The sequence below is a fragment of the Anatilimnocola aquadivae genome, from assembly GCF_049819085.1.
In the GTDB taxonomy this organism is placed as follows: domain Bacteria; phylum Planctomycetota; class Planctomycetia; order Pirellulales; family Pirellulaceae; genus Anatilimnocola.
Genome location: NZ_CP187419.1, coordinates 4,473,766 through 4,490,193, shown reverse-complemented (window position 1 = coordinate 4,490,193; position 16,428 = coordinate 4,473,766). Strand labels below are relative to the sequence as shown.

Below are 16,428 nucleotides of genomic sequence, written 5' to 3'. Positions count from 1 at the left end.
CTTAAGTCGTTAAACTCCATGTGAATAGTAGAAATCGACGCATGAGCCAGGTTTGATCCTCACTTCAGCAAGCCGCGCGTGCCGAGCCAATGGGCCGCGTGTTCGGGCCAGGTCGAGATTTGCGATCCCTTCACTGGTCGCAGGCCATAGCCGTGCCCGCCATTGCCGTACACATGCAGTTCGGCGGGTATGCCGTGCTTCTTCAGGCCGGCGTAAAACAGGGCGGCACCGAGCGAAGAGGATCGATCGTCGTCGGTGTGTACGATGTACGTGGGAGGGCAGGTCTTCGGCACTTGAATGCCCTCGACCAAAGAGTCCAGCTTCGCGTCGTACATGTTCCAGGGATAAACGAGCAGCGCGAAATCGGGGCGATGCGATACAGCGTCGACATCGTCGATTCGTGCATAGGTCTTCGCATCGCCACCACTTAATAGGCGACCGGCAACTTGTCCGCCGGCTGAGAAGCCAAGTATTCCCACCCGTTCTTTTTCGATTCCCCATTTGGCTGACTCTGCTCGAACCAGCGCGACTGCGCGCTGCGCATCTTGGAGTGGTTTGATCCAGCCCGGAGTCTTGGTGTCAGCAGTGGTCCGATAGCTGAGTACGAAGGCTGTCACTCCGTGGCGATTCAGCCAATCGGCGGCTTCGGTTCCCTCTAAATCCGGCACCACTCTTCCGAAGCCACCGCCGGGCAGGATGACCACGGCAGTCCCATTCGGCTTGGCCGGTTGGTGTACCGTCATCGTTGGGCGAGTGACGTTGATTACGCGCGTGATGGTCGGCGTTTCGTTTTCACGCGCCGGCATCGTTTCCCCCGCGTTGCGGGCGGTTTCTCCCGGTGCCAGATTCGGCCACACATCGATTGGCTCTGCGGCCGAGGCAGATTGATACAGCAGAATGAGACAGGCGATCATCAAAATGCGACACATCAGAGTGAATCCCTGGCGCAGGAGAGCTTTCCTAAGACAGCAACATTGGACGTGCATACTTTGATGGTTGCTCGGTCGCTTGTCCACTCGCGGGCATTAGCCAGGCCGCAGCGCGGCCCACGCAAAGATGGCGGTGAAGCACAGGAACAAGACAGTCAGCGCGTGATATCCGCAGCGGAGCCACCAGACCGTCAGATGTTCTTTCACGTCGAGCACAGGTTGCAGCGAAACTCGCACTCCCCAGAAGATCGCCACATATCCACAAAAGCAACGCGCTAGTTGCGAGCCGCTGGCCAACTCGCGAGAGTTGCACAAACTGATGAGTCCGAAGGCCACAATCGACAGCACGATGTAACTGCCATAGACCCAGTACATCTGCCGATGCAGCTTCGAGAGGGGCGCGAACTCCTTTTGCCAGTCGAGTCGAATCGGCACCAGTGCCGAAGCAACGAGCACGCTCAGCTGTCCAATACCGGCAGCGAAAATACAGTACGCCAAAGTTTGCTCCGACATCAGACAACTCCCACGGCTTGCAAGAATGGCGTCACCACTCGCGTGACGAACGGCAGATGAAACAGTAGCGGCACTGGTCCTGCTAACAATGCCATCGCGAACAGCCAGCCGATCCAGCCTTGTCCCAAGCCCAACTTGCGACCGACAACGCTTCGTTCGACGAGCATGCCAATTCCCTGAATGACGAAGTACAACGTCGGGCCGCCATAACCGCCTCCCGCTGGAATCGAAATGACAACGTCGTGTACCACACCACTAAACAGAAAGCCGGCGATCACCGCGCCGCGAGCACCAAGTCGAGGCGTGAGAGGCCGAAACAGAAAGCTGTGAGCCAGATCACGAAAGGCAGTGTTCCAACGACGCCCCCAGAACTCACTCAAGCTGACAGAACATAGGGGCCAGTTCATCAGCGGCTTCGCGTCGATTCCAATCACTCGCCACGCGCACGAGAGTAAATGAAACAGGCCGAAGTGGAGCGTCATCACGACGCCGATCATTCCCAGCCAACCAATCAAGTAAGGTTGGTCGCTAGGAAGTAGTCGCACGAGGCCGATAAGAATGAAGAGACCGATTGCCGACTTGATCGATGCGAATAGCCACTCAGCGACAGTCGGCTTGAGAAGGCCCGTGCGCCGGGTTAGAAAACCTTTCGCATCGAGTCCTGGCCAGCCAAATAGATATCCAACGTGGAGCCAAACTGGCGCTTCGTGCTTGGCTGCTCGCCGCCAGGTCAACCACTTGCAACCAGCAAAGATCAAAACGGACAAAAGCCACATCAGCGCCCAACGCGGCCAGGTAGCTGGCACGACCAGCAACACCGCGGGTGGCAACACAAGCAGCGGCATCCAGCCTGTCCACCAACCAATCACTGGTGCGGACCGCCGACGAGGCCGAGTGTTAGCGGCTAATCGGCCTTTCGTCGTTTCCAGGGTCTCAGCCACTAATGAATCTCCTGCTTAGTTCTCACGCCGGTCTAACCGCAAAAACGCGGGCACAGCAACTGATCGGTCGCAGGGACCAACAGGAGCCGACGAACTGAGTCCTCCCTTGCTTTCGACGTCGAGTATTGATTCGCATTCGCAGGTTACATACGCTGCCGGTTTGAGATTGTGTGTCCTTCTTAACTTGCATTGCGAGAGGAGTTGATCATGAAACGCCGCGCATCTCAGTTGGCTGTATTCGTCGGGGGCCTCTGTGTGTGTCTAGTATTGGGTGCTTTCCAACTTGGTAAAGGCGGTCAAGAGGAAGAACGATCGGAGAGTAAGAAGGCATTGTTGGATGGCTGGGAGTTTGTAATGGACAGCGCGGACGTCTCTACACTTCGGAGTAAAGTACCAGGTGGCTGGCTCGTGCTTGTCAAGACGGCGGGAGGACGGCCAGACGGTGAACTGGGCGTCACCTTCGTTCCTGATCCCGATGGTAAGTGGAATAAAAAGTAACGCGTCACACATGGTTTCGCTCCAAAGCTGATCAACAGAATCTCGCTCCGCAAACCATGTTGGGCTACAGCATCGCCAATGACTATCGGCTGGCGCGAACGCAACGAGGCCCCTACACCAACCCAAAGCTAGTGTGGCGCATCTTTCGTTCGCTGTTTCGCCATCCCATTGTTTCGACCACCATGCTCGAATGAAACTTCATCGAGCAATCTTGGGATTGGCAGTTTCGCGGCGAAGACCCACCCATAAAGCTGTTGCGTCATAACTGGCGGCGAAACCGATAGCCAATTTTGGTCACAAACTCTTGCTTTCCCTGGCCTGCGCGGTGGTTTAAGATGGCCGGTTCAGGATCCTCCCTTCCCGCCCTGTTACGGGGCGTTTGTTGACCGCTACCGGAGCCTAACTCGCCATGTCCAAGCGCAATCGTCGCCAGTTTCTTGAAGATTCGATGTTCGCCACTGCCGCTGCCGTCGCGGCGAGTTCGAGCGGACAACTCTTTGCTCAGGAAGAGAAGCAAAGCAGCAGCCCAAACGAACGGCTGAACGTTGTCGTCGTCGGCGTGAACGGGCGCGGCGGTTCGCACATTGGTGCGTTCGCCCATCGTAAAGACACCCGCATTACTCACGTCTGCGACGTCGACCGCACCATCGGCGGCAAGCGTGCCGAGGAAATCGGCAAGAAGCAGGAAGGCTTCACCCCCAAGATGCTCGAAGACCTGCGCAAGGTTCTCGAAGACAAAGACGTCAACATCGTCAGCATCGCCACGCCCAACCACACGCACTCGATTCTTGCCATTTGGGCGATGCTCGCCGGCAAGGACGTGTACGTCGAGAAGCCGGTCAGCCATAACGTGGCCGAAGGTCGCCGCGCGGTGCAAGTCGCCCGCAAGCACAACAAGATCTGTCAAACTGGTACGCAAAGCCGCAGCAACCCGGGCATGCGAGACGCGATTGCCTTCATTCACGCCGGCAAGATCGGCGATGTGAAGCTGGCCCGCGGTTTGTGCTACAAACCACGCGGCTCGATCGGCGCAAAGGGCGAATACAAGGTTCCCGAGGGCGTCAATTACGACCTGTGGTGCGGTCCTTCGCAGATGCTGCCGCTGACTCGTCCCAAGTTCCACTACGACTGGCACTGGCAGTGGGAATGGGGCAATGGCGATCTTGGCAACCAAGGGATTCACCAGATGGATATCGCCCGCTGGGGTCTCGGTGTCGATCAACTGAGTGACAAGGTCATCAGCTACGGTGGCCGCGTCGGTTATGAAGACGCCGGCGAAACCGCCAACACGCAGGTCATCATGCACGAGTTCGGCGACAAGACGCTGACGTTTGAAGTGCGCGGCCTGAAGACCGGCGATTATCGCGGTGCCAAGGTGGGCGTCATTTTCGAAGGCTCGGAAGGTTATGTCGTGCTGCCGAGCTACAACGGCGGCGCTGCGTTCGACAAAGACGGCAAGATGATCGCCGAGTTCAAGGGTGGCGACGACAAGAACCACTTCGAGAACTTTCTCAAGGGTGTTCGCTCGCGCAAGTCGGAAGACTTGAACGCCGATATCTCGGAAGGACATCTCTCGAGCGCTCTGTGCCATACGGGCAACATCTCGTACCGGCTGGGCGAAACGGCGACACCCGCGATGCTCGCCAGCAAGCTCGAGGCTCACACCACCAACGATAAGTCGAAGGAGACTTTGGAGCGGACGATCGCTCACCTGAAGGACAATGGCGTCGATATCGCCAAGACTCCTCTGGCGATCGGCCCGCTGCTGGCTATGGACCCGAAGAGCGAGACCTTCCCAGGCAACGAAGCGGCCAACAAGATGCTCTCGCGCCAAAACCGCAAGGGCTACGAGATTCCTTCGGAATCGGACATCTAGTGCGAATTAGGTTCGCCAGAGCAATTCCTACAAGCTCGGTCGTGTTTGGCCGGGCTTGTTCTTTTGACGGCCTGCCCGACGCTTTGTTCGCATGGCTGGTCATTTCGCTGCCGATATTTCTTGAGTCGGCAGATCCATCGTGCTAGATTGATGCTTTGGTTTGGAAGCCAAACCCCGCCCCTTTCGTCCCTTATAGCCCGCCAGGACGAACCGTTCATGCGTCAAGCTTTGCCTTATTCGCGATGCTGGCTGCGGACAGCCGCAGTTGCGACCGCATTTCTTGCTCTGCTGGCGGGCGTAACTTTGCCGGCACCAGCGGCCGAGCCGACTGCAGCCAGCAAGATCACCGTCACTCCCGCGACGGGCGAAATCGATCAGCCCGAAGCAAGCCTGCAGTTGCTGGTAAGCGAGGCGACGGAAAATAAGCGGACGATTGATCTAACCCGACAAGTGAAGTATCGCAGCGAAGACGAGAAGATCGCGCGTGTCGATGAACTGGGCCTGATCACACCCGTAGCCGATGGTCAGACGAATGTGCTGGTCGAACATGCCGGCGGGCCGACGAAAGTGCCCGTGACCGTTAAGGGCATGACGAATCCCACGCCTCTCTCGTTCCCGCGCGACATCATCCCGATTCTCACCAAGGCCACTTGTAACATGGGTGGCTGCCACGGCAAGGCTGAAGGACAGAACGGTTTCAAGCTGACGGTGTTTGGCTTCGATCCTAAGGCTGACCACGATGCCATCACCAAAGAAGGGCGCGGCCGGCGGATTTCGCTCGCTTCGCCGGAGCACAGCCTGTTGCTGCGGAAGGCGCTGGCGAATGAACCGCACGGTGGTGGCCAACGATTCGACGAAGGGAGCATTCGTCATAAGCGACTGGCCCGTTGGATCAGCGAAGGTGCCAACTACGGCAGCGAAGCAGCACCGACGCTCGTTCGCATTGAAGTGGAACCCACCGAACAAGTGCTACATGCCAAGGGAACCCAGCAACTGCGCGTGTGGGCCATCGACAGCGATGGCTCGCGCCGCTGTGTCACCACCGAAGCCGAGTACGAATCGAACGCGAGCACGATCGCCGGCGTCGATGGTCGCGGCTTTGTACAAGCTTCGGATCTGCCCGGCGAAGCGGCGATTCTCGCTCGCTATCTCGGCCAGGTCACTGTCTGCCGTATCACCATTCCTCAGCCTGGAGTGACGTTCGCTCGCCCAGCCGAGAACAACTTTGTCGATCACCTGGCTTGGGACAAATTGCAACGCCTTGGCATCGAGCCCAGCGAAATCTGCGACGATGCTACGTTCCTCCGCCGGGCTTATCTCGATGTCATCGGCATGCTGCCCACCGCTGAAGAAGCAAAGGCCTTTTTGGCGGATGCCTCGCCCAACAAGCGAGCCGTGCTAGTCGACCGCCTGCTCGAACGCCCCGAGTATGCTGACTACTGGACGATGCGATTCAGCGATCTGCTGCGAGTCGATCAGTCGAAGATCACGCCCCAAGGCGCGGTCGCGATCACCCGCTGGTTGCACCGGCAATTTCGTGAAAATCGCCCCTACGACCAATTCGCTCGTGAGTTGATCACTGCCAAGGGAAACGTCAAGGCAGAAGGTCCCGCTGCGTTCTACAAGGCGCTTGATACGCCCGAAGTGGCCGCTCGCAATGTGAGTCAGGTTTTTCTCGGCATTCGGCTCGAGTGCGCCCAGTGCCATCATCATCCTTCCGATCGCTGGGGGCAGGAAGATTACTTTGCGATGGCCGGCATGTTCAGCGGTGTGAGCCGCAAGCGAACACCCGATGGTGGTGAGTCGATCGTGCCGATTCCAGCCAAGGATTTGCTGCATCCCCGCACGAACCAGTTCGTGCAAGCTCGTCCGCTCGGCGTCACACCTCAACCGCGAGTCGTGGCGGAAGTGCCCGAACCGGTTGTTCTTCCGAACAAAGGCAAAGTCAAACCGCCACCCAAGCCCAAGAAACCGGTTGTTCCCGAGTCGGCCATTTCCGATGCGGTCGATCCCCGCGTGGAACTCGCCGACTGGATGACTGCTGAAGAGAATCCGTTCTTTGCCACCATGATGGCCAATCGTCTCTGGGCGCACTACTTCGGTCGCGGACTCGTCGAACCGATCGACGATCTGCGCGTGACGAACCCAGCCTCGAACGAACCATTGCTCCTTGAACTTTCGAAACACCTGCGCGAGGTGAAGTACGACCTCAAGGCCTTCACACGCACGCTGCTCAGCAGTCGGCTGTATCAGTTGGCCGCGACAACCACCCCCAGCAACGCGACCGACGAACAGAACTTTTCGCATGCCTCGCACAAGGCCTTGCCGGCCGAAGTGCTGCTCGATGCCATCGGACAAGCCACGGGAACGCCCGAGGTTTTCAATGGCTGGCCCGAAGGTCACCGCGCGGTACAGATCTGGGATAACAAGCTGCCGTCGTACTTCTTCCGCATCTTTGGCCGCCCCGTTCGCGCCACAGTCTGTGAATGCGAGCGCAGCAACGAACCAAGCATTTCGCAGGCTCTGCACTTGCTGAACTCGCCCGAGATCATGGCTAAGATTCGCAGCCGCTCGGGCAACGCCGCCGTGCTTGCGAAGAAGCCATTGCCCCCAGCCGAGACGCTCGACCAACTGTACTTGACCGTGCTCGCTCGCTTTCCCAAGCCGGGCGAAAAAGAACAACTGCTGCCGCTCTTGGCCGAAAGCCCGGACCGGCGCGAAGCCTGCGAAGATATTGTCTGGGTTCTGCTCAATAGCAAAGAGTTTTTGTTCAACCACTGAGCCAGTTTCACGACGGACTGAAATCACGAAGGATGGTGACGAATGCTTCGCTCCTACTGCGACCGTGTGACCCGGCGACAAGCGTTGCGACTTGGTTCCGTGGGTCTGATTGGTGGACTCACTTTGCCGCGCCTGCTCGAACTGGAAGCTGTCGCCGCGACCGGCAAAGAGGCCAAAGCAAAATCGGTGATCTTCCTGTTTCTGGAAGGTGGCCCCAGCACCATCGACATGTGGGATCTCAAGCCGGAAGGGCCGGCGGAGATTCGCGGACCCTATCAACCGATCTCGACAAAGGTTCCCGGCACTTTCGTCGGCGAGCATTGCCCCCTTTCGGCGGCGATTGCCGATAAGTTCACCATCGTCCGCTCGCACAGTCATAAAGACAACGGTCACAACACCGGTTATCACTACTGCATGACCGGCTACAAGGCGGCCTTTGCCGATGGTCAGGCGGGTGGTACGCCCAACAACCTGCTCTATCCTTCACTGGGGAGCATCGTTTCGCGTGAGCTTGGTCCGCGCGGCAACATTCCCGTGTATGTCAACTTGCCAGATCCCATGGAATCGGGTGGCCCCGGTTTCTTTGGTCCGACGCACGCACCATTCGTGCTCGAGACCGACCCCGTGCAGCCCGACTTTGAAGTGCGCGACCTGCGTTTGCCGCCCGGAGTTTCCGAGAATCGCATGGAGCGCCGTCGCAAGCTGCTCGCAGCGGTCGAGCAGCAGAATAAGGCCGCTCAGGGGAATCGCCCCAACGTGATGAGCACCTACTACGAAAAGGCTTACTCAATGATCACCGCGCCCGACGCGCGGAAGGCCTTCGATATCGCAGCCGAAAGCGACAAAACTCGCGAACGCTATGGCTACACGTCGCTGGGGCAATGTGCCCTGCTCGCTCGTCGTCTGGTGGAAGCCGGCTCGCGCTTCGTCGGTGTCGATAACGGCAGTTGGGACACGCACTTCTCGCAGTTCCCCAGCTTGAAGGAAGATCTCATTCCCTCGGCCGATCGCGCCTTTAGCGCGCTCGTCACCGACTTGGAAGAACGCGGCCTGCTCGAAAGTACGCTCGTCATCATGATGGGCGAAATGGGCCGTACTCCGCAAATCAATGCTCGTGCGGGGCGCGATCACTGGTCGATGACGCAAGCCATTCTGTGGGCCGGCGGCGGCGTGAAGCAGGGACAAGTGATCGGCGCGACCGACAACCGCTGTGCCTATCCCACGACAGAGCCTTACGGCGTGGAAGACGTCATTTGCACTCTCTTCCATCAGATGGGCATCGACACGAACAAGACCTATTACACTCCGCTGGGTCGTCCAGTGCCGATTGTGAATGGCGGCCGGGTGATTCCTGGGCTGGTGTAATCAAAAGTCGGTCGCAGCACGCACGCACATAAGAAGGCAACCACATGATCGCTTATCTGCTCTTGGCTGCCTCGGTCAGCCAAGTCGCTGCCGCTAACATTCGCCCGCAGATTGGCTACGTCTATCCGCCGGCCGGCAAAGCAGGCACGACGATCGAAGTTCAACTGGGAACCTACGATTGGACGAGCGACATGCAGATCCTGCCGCTCGATCCGCGGGTGAAGATCGAAATCACCGGCGAAGCCAGCGAGCCCTTTTTAACGCCGCCGCCGTATTGGTTCGGCAACAAGGCGGGGCAAGTGCAGCCTCCCTTACCTCGCGAAGTACCAGCGAAAATCACGCTACCTGCTGATCTGCCCCCCGGCGAAATCACCTGGCGAGTCGCCAACGCCAACGGCGGTTCCAACGTCGGCAAGTTCGTGGTCAGCGACGTCAGCGAAATCGTCGAACCCGACCAGCGTGACAAGTTCATCGACCTGCCCGCAATCCCTGCCGCTGTCTCGGGCCGGCTGTCGCGCATTACCGAGATCGACGAGTATCGCTTTACGACGCCCACTGCCACTCAACTCACCTGCCGGCTGGAAGATCGCCTGGGCCAGCCTTTCTCGGGCGTGTTGACCATCAAAGACGCGAGCGGGCAGATTGTCGCCGATGGCGCCGACACGGTCGGGACCGGCGTGACACTGCGGTTCGTCTCGCAGGCCGGCATGACCTACACGGCCTGCGTGCGCGATGCCGAGTTCGCCGGCGATCGGGGCTATGTCTATCGCCTATCCATTCGGTCGATCCCAGAAGTGCTGACCACCGTGCCGCTGGTTGTGAAGCCAGGCGAAAAGCAATCGCTGAAAATCATTGGCTGGGGACTCTCCCAACCAGCAGCACTTGGCTTCGTGAATCAAGAGGTGACACTCGTCGCTGGTCCCACGAACGTACCGCAGGATGTGACCGTGACTACACCGTTGGGCAAAACTACGGCGCGGGTCTTTGCCGGTGAAGCAACCGATTTGCTCGAACCGGCCGGAGACGACGCGGCCCAGCGCACGCTGGCAATTCCTGCGGCAATCTCGGCTTCGTTCGACAAGGTCGATGGCATCAGCGGGATGCCCGTCGATCGCTACCGCTTCGAAGCCAAACAGGGGCAGACCCTTCGCATCGTGGCCGAGGTCGATCGTTTTCAATCGCCGGTCGATCCCGCCCTGGTCATCACTAGTCTCGATGGCAAAGAACTGCTGCGCAATGACGACCAGCCCGGAGCGAGCGACGCCCTGCTCGATTTTAAAGTGGCCGCCGATGGCACCTACGAACTGATCGTCGGGGATGTGAGCGGAATCGAGCCGAGTATCGCCAGTGTGTATCGATTGATGATCTCGGACGTCGCCACGCTCGTGGACTTTGATCTGCAAGTTCCCGATAAGCTCGATATCGCTCTGGGGGGCAAGGCCGATCTGGCTGTGAAGGTAACGCGTCACGGCATCTGGAAAGCTCCCATCGATCTGAAAGTGGAAGGCTTGCCCGAAGGTGTCTCGCTCGCCGAAGTCATGGCACCGGCGGTGGCCAATCAGGTTCCTGCCGACAAGCCCGCGCTGAACCTGACCCTCAACGTGGCCGAAACCGCCCCGGCGGTTGCTTCCTACGTGACGATCACCGCCAAGGCAGAAGTCGAAGGCAAGATGATCGAGAAAAGGAGCCCCCCGATCTTGATCACGTCGATTATCAAAACTCGCGTGAAGGTGAAGTCGACTGTGCAGGATGGCGGACGTATCGTCAACCGCGGCACCACCTACCCGGCCGATGTCATTGTCGAACGCCTCGATGGCTACACGGGGCCGGTGACTCTGCAAATGGGAGCCGTCCAGCAGCGACAGCGGCGCGGCATTCGCGGCGGCAACGTCACCGTGCCCGCTGGCGTCGAGCAAGTGCAGTACCCCATCTTCATGCCCGAATGGCTGGAGACGAGTCTCACCGCCCGCATGAATGTGATTGGCGTCACGCCCGTGGCCGATGGCAAAGGGAACATTCGCCAGGTCACAGGCATCATGGATGGTTTTATTGTGATGTCGCTGGAAGGTGCCCTGCTTAAGATCACGCCGGAACCGCAAGAATACGTGGCTGCCCCCGGCGGCACCATCGAGATCCCCCTGAAGGTCTCGCGCACTGTCAAGTTGCCAGTACCGGCCGATGTGCTGCTCAGCGGCGAGAAGAACTCGCCCCTTTCCGCCGACGCTTTGCAACTTGCGCCCAGCGAAGGGCAGTGCATGCTGAAGATCAAGATTGCCCCGGATGCCAAACCCGGCGTCTATCAGGCCGTCATCCGCGCTACCGCGATGCAAGACGGCAAATGGCCCGCCGTCAGCGAAACCACCGTGCCCATCTATGTGGAAGATGCGGCGAAATAGGCGACAGGCACTGGTCCGTTATGCTGCTAGGGAATGGTGTTTCAAGTGCAAAGAGATACCCTGTACGCCAACACCGACTTCGACCTCAAATCGACAATGCCCTTTGACACGCTCAATCGCGAACTCGGCGAAACCTGTCGGGTGCTCCACTACACCCACTGCGAAGACGGACACTGGCATTCAATCGTCGAATCTTTTCACGAAGTAGATAGCTCCCATCGCACTGCCGCGCTGGACATCCTCGCCATCATCGACGCGATCAATCGGCTGTCACCGGTCGCCAAGGCTGAGCTCGATTCGTGCTACATGCGTGAGTTCAATATTGGCTTCGAGTGCTGGGACACATGGTCCTACATCCATTCGGTGCCACTGGCCGCGGTTGATGGTTTGGCCAAAGCAGGTTGTTCACTCGCAGTCACGCTGTACCCTATGCGGAATCCAGATGGGACATCCAAGGAAAGCTAATCGCCGCGACGACCCATTGCCTCACGCCGCGGGAGTGCCGAAGTTGGATATCACGCCAACCACTCCCAAGTCGAGTGGTTCAATCGCCGACGCCTTCGGGGCTGCACCGGTCCTACGAAGTGGTGACGACATCCTGGCGCAGGTCAACACCGAGCGCGCGGAGTGGGATGACCGCTGATCTACCTCGATGCCAACGTCGTTATCGGCCAGCAAATCATTGCAGATCAGTCTGGCGAGAGCCTGTCCTCGACAGGCCCGATCGAATCATTTGAACTTGGTCATCGTTGTCGTAGAATCTTGCGGTCGTACAGTGCTCACACGCCAACTTGCTGAGGTCTCACATGGCAATCAAAGACGCGCATATTTGGGTCGCCCAATTTCCATCAAGCAAGGCACTCGAGAAGTACATGGAAGAAGACGAAGACCAAGAAGACGAAGATGCTCCTATCAGTCTCTTTGCCAAGGATCAGGGCGTTTCGTTTTACGATCACGATCTGGTATTCGCGGAGTTCAAGAAGAAGGCGACACCGAAGGATTTGATCGAAGGCTGGGGCTTTCCCAAAAAGGGGACGGAGGCTGTCGTGAAGGCCGTCGAAGCATTGGGAGTTGAAGGCTTGAACGCCTGCTTCGTTGCCGACAAAGGAGAATTCTCGAAGCCCAAGTCGGCTAAAGGGAAAGGATACCAGCTCTGGTACGTGGGCCAATTCAAAGGCTGCAGCACGTAACAGGTCTTGGTTAAGGTTCCCATCGGCCCAACCAGCGAACGAGTCATCTTGGCGCAACAGATAGCTTATTGCGCCTCACGGATATTAATAATTTAATAACGAAGTGCTTGACAGAAGTCATCTATGTTGCGACAATGACGGTATGTTCTTCGTAAGTATGGTTGGGCTAGAGATGGTGCGTTCTGCGCCGAAGGCAAGCGTTGTTCTGGAGACAGCAACGGTTACCGTTCACGCCAGCACAGGTAGGTTCTGGCCGCCGGCCCGAACCTGAATCGCCGAGACGCCCGGGCATTCGTTTGACTTTCAGTTACCAAGTCTTGCGCTAGCTGCGAGGCCAGGATCACATCCAGCGGATGTGACCTACTTGCTGGCGTAAACGGTTACGAGCAACGACGTCCACTTGGTCGGCAGGGACGTGTCCAACAATGGCCAGGGTTGTTGGACAAAGAGAATGGTGGAAGAATTTGATCGATGCGGTTTAAGTGCCGTAGCGCCAGTAGCTTTCAGCAAGAATTGCAAACAGGCGACTGTCCAACAATCGCGGGAATTGTTGGACGTTTAGATGAGTCGGGAACCGAGTGCAATGTTCGCGCACGCCTGACGTCGGGCAGCCTTCACTTCGACGTAACTTGGCAGTAGTTCCAGCAGGGGGTGTTCACAAACTAGTGAGGTTTGTGAGCCGGAACTAGCGCAACTCTCGGGTTTGGCGCGTGATTGGGTTCTCGGGCCGGCCGGTTTGTGAACATGCTTTTCCCGGGCTACGGAGCGACGAGGCGAGTTATGTCGATTTGCCTGTGCGATGGCGAGACTACTGTTTCAGACGTTCGGCCAGCACCTTGGCGGCTTCGCTGATGTCTTTGTCGGCGTCGGTTTGAGCTTTTTCGATGGCGGGGAGCGCTGACTTGGCAGCGGGCCCCAAGCTGGAGAGACAGGCGAGGGCCAGCTTGCGAGCGTTGACGTCTTTGCTCTCAAGGGCTTTGGTGAGGGCCGCTTGAGCGGAGGGACCAATGCGCACCAGGGCTTCGGCGGCGGAAGTGCGGACGCGTTCGTCGCTGTCGGCAAGTGCGGCGGCCAGATCTTCGGCGGCGGGTTCGGCTTTGGCTGCTAGATTTCGCAAACGACCGGCGGCAACCAGGCGGACGGCCGGTTGCTTATCGGCGAGACCTTGGCGAAGGGTGGGAAGGGATTGCTCGGGCGTGGCGACTTGCGAGATTGCGAAGAGAGCGGCGGAGCGAACGCGTTCATCGGGATCGTTGGTGGCCGACTTACCGAGGCTGTCGATAAACTCGCTTCCCTTCGGGCCGAGACTGCCAGCGAGTCGCACAATGGCCGAGCGGTTCTCGTATTTGGCTTCGAGCTTGGGATCGAGCATGGCGATGAGCTGCGGAGCGGCCGCGGCGATGTCGGCAGGAGGCAACTGTTTCACCGCTTGCAGGCCGATGCCGCGAATGGTGGCATCTTGATCGCCAAGGGCCTTGGTGAAGGCGGCAACTTGCGCGGGGGACGAAGGATCGAAGCAACTGAGCAAATGGAACGCAGAGCCGCGACGGACTTCGAGTTGCGCGTCGCTCATCAGGGGCAAGAGCTTGGCAGGAGCATCGGGGCCGAGTCGTTCGAGTTCCAGAGCAGCGGATTCGCTGATGCGCCAGCCTCCGATGTCGTTCGGTTCAACGAGGCGCGCGGCGATTTCGCGGAGGGGATCTTGGGAGGGTTGGATGGGAGGTTCAGTCGGGATGAGCGTTTTGGCAATGGGCTCGGCCGGTTTTGCGGGCGTAACCGCGGCGTGCGATTCGACTTTTTTATTGGCTTCTTCAACCGCAGGCGCGCTGGGATTGATGGGAGTTGCCGGGGGCCTGTTGTCGCAGCCCATGAGACAGCAACCGCAGATAGCCGCGACGGGGAGGCTCCAAACTCGCATGAGTCACTTCCTGGAAGAGGTACCGGGGAAACGCAGGCCCCTGAACTTGCCCCGGGTTTATCGCAGCAGCAGATCGATGGTGCCGAACACGAACAGACCAAAACTGACGATGGCGTTGACGTTGAAAAAGGCTACGTTCACGCGCGTCAGGTCGCCAGGTTTGACCAGCGCGTGCTCGTAAATAAGGAGCACGGCCACCGCGATCACACCGCTGCCATAAATCCAACCTAGCCCTAATTCCGGGCAGAGCAAGGGCAGCAGCCCGAGCAGGACCAGGGTGACCAGATGGCAAGCAGCGGCCAATCGCAGTGCTCCGGCAACGCCGAGTGTGGCCGGTACGCTGCGCAATTTGGCTTGCCGATCAAAATCGGCATCCTGGCAAGCATAGATGATGTCGAAGCCGGCTACCCAGCTTAAAACGACCAGGCCAAGCATGACGGCGGGCAGAATGTCGCGAGGATGAACGAGCAGGATCTCGCCACGCAGGGCGATCCAGACACAGACCGGGGCGAGCATGAGAGCGATGCCTAGCCAGAAGTGGGCCAGCGATGTGAACCGCTTGGCATAGCTGTACCCCAGCAAAAACAGCAAGACCGGCACGGATAGCGCGATCGGCAACCAGTTCGGTAGAAAGAGGAGCGTACCAGCAAAAAAGATGACCGACGAAATGAGCGTGAAGAGGATGACGGTCGGCAGGGATAGTAAACCTGCCGGAATATGCCGCGTTTGCGTGCGCGGATTGGCCGCATCGATCTGGCGATCGACCAGCCGGTTAAAGGCCATCGCTGCGCTACGGGCTCCGACCATGCAGATCAAGATTCCGAGTAGATGTTGCCACCGGAAGGCCGTGGAGACGTCGACTCCCGCTGGGGCGGGCGTGGTCCAGGCCATTACCGCCGCGAGCAGCGCAAATGGGAGCGCGAAGATGGTATGACTGAAGCGGATCATCGCCAGCAAGTGGCGGAACGTGGCGAACATACTGTTTCTACCGCAGGAACGGAGGGACCTTCACAGCATTGTCGCGGGCGAGGGCGAATTTGGGAATGGCGTGCCTAACCGAGGGACGATAGCAACTGATGATGCGGCGGATAAGAGGCTGCCGCCCAATGAATGGGGAATGGACGACCATGAAACAGACCATCGTCAAAATCGGCGCTTTCAGCTTGCTGCTCGGCGCGACCACCTTGCCGGCTCAGGCCGAATGGTTCAGCTACGTCGTTCGCACCTCCGGCTTGGGCTGGAGTGATGGTTATCACGCGTATGATCAATGCCCGCCAAAGTCTTCGTGTGGGCACTTCCCGATTCGGCATCCGTACGCTCTGCCCGGCTACGGAGTGAACAACGCGTATAGCAGCGGCCATGCGCCGTACTATTTCGAAGAGCAGGTACCAGCAGGCGCAGCACAGCCAACTCCTGCTCCGCAGTTGCCCAGCGCGCCTGCTGAACCCGCCAGCAATCGTTTGCTGCCTGATCCGCACGCCAGTCATAAACGGCGTAGTCGTTACTTTGAAGCACTGCAGGCAGAACAGCAGCAGGCTTATCCCACGCAGACAGCCACTCGCCCGGGTGAATTCCGACAGGCACAACGGCCGGCGAATGCCCCGCCGTTTTAACGAGATGGATCAGCGGCCGAAAATATCAACTTCTTTTGCTCACTGCCCAGTCGTGACCTAGAGTTCAAACGACAGGCAGTGGTCTCCCTGGATTGGCTGCCTGACAAACTCCCCGGCAGTTGCTGATCACCGACATTCTGATTGGCACGCCGATCTTTTCTTCGTTATTGGGTAAAGGGCTGCGCCATGAACCGACTTTTACTGCGCCTATTATGGGAAGAGGACGGACCGACCGCGGTCGAGTATGCCGTGATGTTGGCTCTGATTGTCGGTGTGTGCGTGGGTGCCGTGACGTTCCTCGGAACTCAAACCCAAGGTGCGTTTGAAGACAGCCAAACCAAGATCAATGCCGCCATTGCCGCTGGTAGTGGAAGTTAATTTGCGGAAAACCTTGCGGCTGAGCGCGAG

15 protein-coding genes are annotated in these 16,428 nt (G+C 58.6%); 10 read left to right on the top strand and 5 right to left on the bottom strand.

Translation table 11 applies throughout. The features are described from left to right. Nucleotides 1–59: 59 nt before the first annotated feature. The 3 genes from NA78x_RS17845 to NA78x_RS17835 form a co-directional block, all read right to left on the bottom strand. The gene (locus tag NA78x_RS17845; protein ID WP_425613728.1) at nt 60–929 is read right to left on the bottom strand and encodes an alpha/beta hydrolase; all 870 of its coding nucleotides are present in this window, start codon (nt 927–929) and stop codon (nt 60–62) included. A 96-nt stretch (nt 930–1,025) separates the two neighbouring features. Beyond that, complete coding sequence (locus NA78x_RS17840; protein ID WP_425613727.1) at nt 1,026–1,442, bottom strand: hypothetical protein; 417 nt, start codon at nt 1,440–1,442, stop codon at nt 1,026–1,028. Continuing rightward, nucleotides 1,442–2,383, bottom strand: coding sequence for an MBOAT family protein (locus NA78x_RS17835; RefSeq protein WP_425613726.1), 942 nt, complete (start codon nt 2,381–2,383; stop codon nt 1,442–1,444). Before NA78x_RS17835 ends, NA78x_RS17840 begins: the two co-directional genes overlap by 1 nt. A gap of 207 nt (nt 2,384–2,590) precedes the next feature. On the opposite strand from NA78x_RS17835, the gene NA78x_RS17830 reads away from it, so the two are divergent. The 8 genes from NA78x_RS17830 to NA78x_RS17795 all read left to right on the top strand — a co-directional run bounded on the left by NA78x_RS17830 (nt 2,591) and on the right by NA78x_RS17795 (nt 12,489). Then, entirely contained in the window at nt 2,591–2,881 is a 291-nt protein-coding gene (locus NA78x_RS17830) for a hypothetical protein (protein ID WP_425613725.1), read from the top strand. A 409-nt stretch (nt 2,882–3,290) separates the two neighbouring features. After that, nucleotides 3,291–4,757, top strand: coding sequence for a Gfo/Idh/MocA family protein (locus NA78x_RS17825; RefSeq protein ID WP_425613724.1), 1,467 nt, complete (start codon nt 3,291–3,293; stop codon nt 4,755–4,757). Nucleotides 4,758–4,973: 216 nt separating this feature from the next. Next, nucleotides 4,974–7,538, top strand: a complete 2,565-nt coding sequence (locus tag NA78x_RS17820; RefSeq protein WP_425613723.1) for a DUF1549 domain-containing protein — start codon at nt 4,974–4,976, stop codon at nt 7,536–7,538. 42 nt (nt 7,539–7,580) lie between these two features. Next, nucleotides 7,581–8,903: a DUF1501 domain-containing protein gene (locus NA78x_RS17815; protein ID WP_425613722.1), complete on the top strand. Its 1,323-nt coding sequence runs from the start codon at nt 7,581–7,583 to the stop codon at nt 8,901–8,903. Between the two features lie 44 nt (nt 8,904–8,947). Beyond that, complete coding sequence (locus NA78x_RS17810) at nt 8,948–11,299, top strand: PPC domain-containing protein (RefSeq protein WP_425613721.1); 2,352 nt, start codon at nt 8,948–8,950, stop codon at nt 11,297–11,299. 45 nt (nt 11,300–11,344) lie between these two features. Further along, a complete protein-coding gene (locus NA78x_RS17805; RefSeq protein WP_425613720.1) occupies nt 11,345–11,764 on the top strand; it encodes a hypothetical protein in 420 nt (139 codons plus the stop codon). Between the two features lie 43 nt (nt 11,765–11,807). Then, nucleotides 11,808–11,942, top strand: a complete 135-nt coding sequence (locus NA78x_RS17800; protein ID WP_425613719.1) for a hypothetical protein — start codon at nt 11,808–11,810, stop codon at nt 11,940–11,942. A 163-nt stretch (nt 11,943–12,105) separates the two neighbouring features. Beyond that, nucleotides 12,106–12,489, top strand: coding sequence for an immunity 22 family protein (locus tag NA78x_RS17795; RefSeq protein WP_425613718.1), 384 nt, complete (start codon nt 12,106–12,108; stop codon nt 12,487–12,489). 808 nt (nt 12,490–13,297) lie between these two features. Here the strand turns inward: NA78x_RS17795 and NA78x_RS17790 are convergent. Then, entirely contained in the window at nt 13,298–14,407 is a 1,110-nt protein-coding gene (locus NA78x_RS17790) for a HEAT repeat domain-containing protein (protein ID WP_425613717.1), read from the bottom strand. A 57-nt stretch (nt 14,408–14,464) separates the two neighbouring features. Next, on the bottom strand, nt 14,465–15,385 hold the full coding sequence (locus NA78x_RS17785) for a UbiA-like polyprenyltransferase (protein WP_425613716.1): 921 nt from the start codon (nt 15,383–15,385) through the stop codon (nt 14,465–14,467). A 149-nt stretch (nt 15,386–15,534) separates the two neighbouring features. Here NA78x_RS17785 and NA78x_RS17780 point away from each other — a divergent pair, with 149 nt between their 5' ends. Both NA78x_RS17780 and NA78x_RS17775 read left to right on the top strand, forming a co-directional pair. Next, nucleotides 15,535–16,020, top strand: a complete 486-nt coding sequence (locus NA78x_RS17780) for a hypothetical protein (RefSeq protein WP_425613715.1) — start codon at nt 15,535–15,537, stop codon at nt 16,018–16,020. A gap of 186 nt (nt 16,021–16,206) precedes the next feature. After that, nucleotides 16,207–16,398 carry a Flp family type IVb pilin gene (locus NA78x_RS17775; protein ID WP_425613714.1) on the top strand — a complete coding sequence of 64 codons (192 nt, stop codon included), beginning with the start codon at nt 16,207–16,209 and terminating at the stop codon, nt 16,396–16,398. Nucleotides 16,399–16,428: the final 30 nt, after the last annotated feature.

Coding starts and splice junctions, on each gene's coding strand:
- NA78x_RS17820 (WP_425613723.1), top strand. CDS start 4,974: ATGCGTCAAGCTTTGCCTTATTCGCGATGCTGGCTGCGGACAGCCGCA.
- NA78x_RS17815 (WP_425613722.1), top strand. CDS start 7,581: ATGCTTCGCTCCTACTGCGACCGTGTGACCCGGCGACAAGCGTTGCGA.
- NA78x_RS17825 (WP_425613724.1), top strand. CDS start 3,291: ATGTCCAAGCGCAATCGTCGCCAGTTTCTTGAAGATTCGATGTTCGCC.
- NA78x_RS17785 (WP_425613716.1), bottom strand. CDS start 15,385: ATGTTCGCCACGTTCCGCCACTTGCTGGCGATGATCCGCTTCAGTCAT.
- NA78x_RS17780 (WP_425613715.1), top strand. CDS start 15,535: ATGAAACAGACCATCGTCAAAATCGGCGCTTTCAGCTTGCTGCTCGGC.
- NA78x_RS17830 (WP_425613725.1), top strand. CDS start 2,591: ATGAAACGCCGCGCATCTCAGTTGGCTGTATTCGTCGGGGGCCTCTGT.
- NA78x_RS17810 (WP_425613721.1), top strand. CDS start 8,948: ATGATCGCTTATCTGCTCTTGGCTGCCTCGGTCAGCCAAGTCGCTGCC.
- NA78x_RS17795 (WP_425613718.1), top strand. CDS start 12,106: ATGGCAATCAAAGACGCGCATATTTGGGTCGCCCAATTTCCATCAAGC.
- NA78x_RS17775 (WP_425613714.1), top strand. CDS start 16,207: ATGAACCGACTTTTACTGCGCCTATTATGGGAAGAGGACGGACCGACC.
- NA78x_RS17845 (WP_425613728.1), bottom strand. CDS start 929: ATGTGTCGCATTTTGATGATCGCCTGTCTCATTCTGCTGTATCAATCT.
- NA78x_RS17790 (WP_425613717.1), bottom strand. CDS start 14,407: ATGCGAGTTTGGAGCCTCCCCGTCGCGGCTATCTGCGGTTGCTGTCTC.
- NA78x_RS17840 (WP_425613727.1), bottom strand. CDS start 1,442: ATGTCGGAGCAAACTTTGGCGTACTGTATTTTCGCTGCCGGTATTGGA.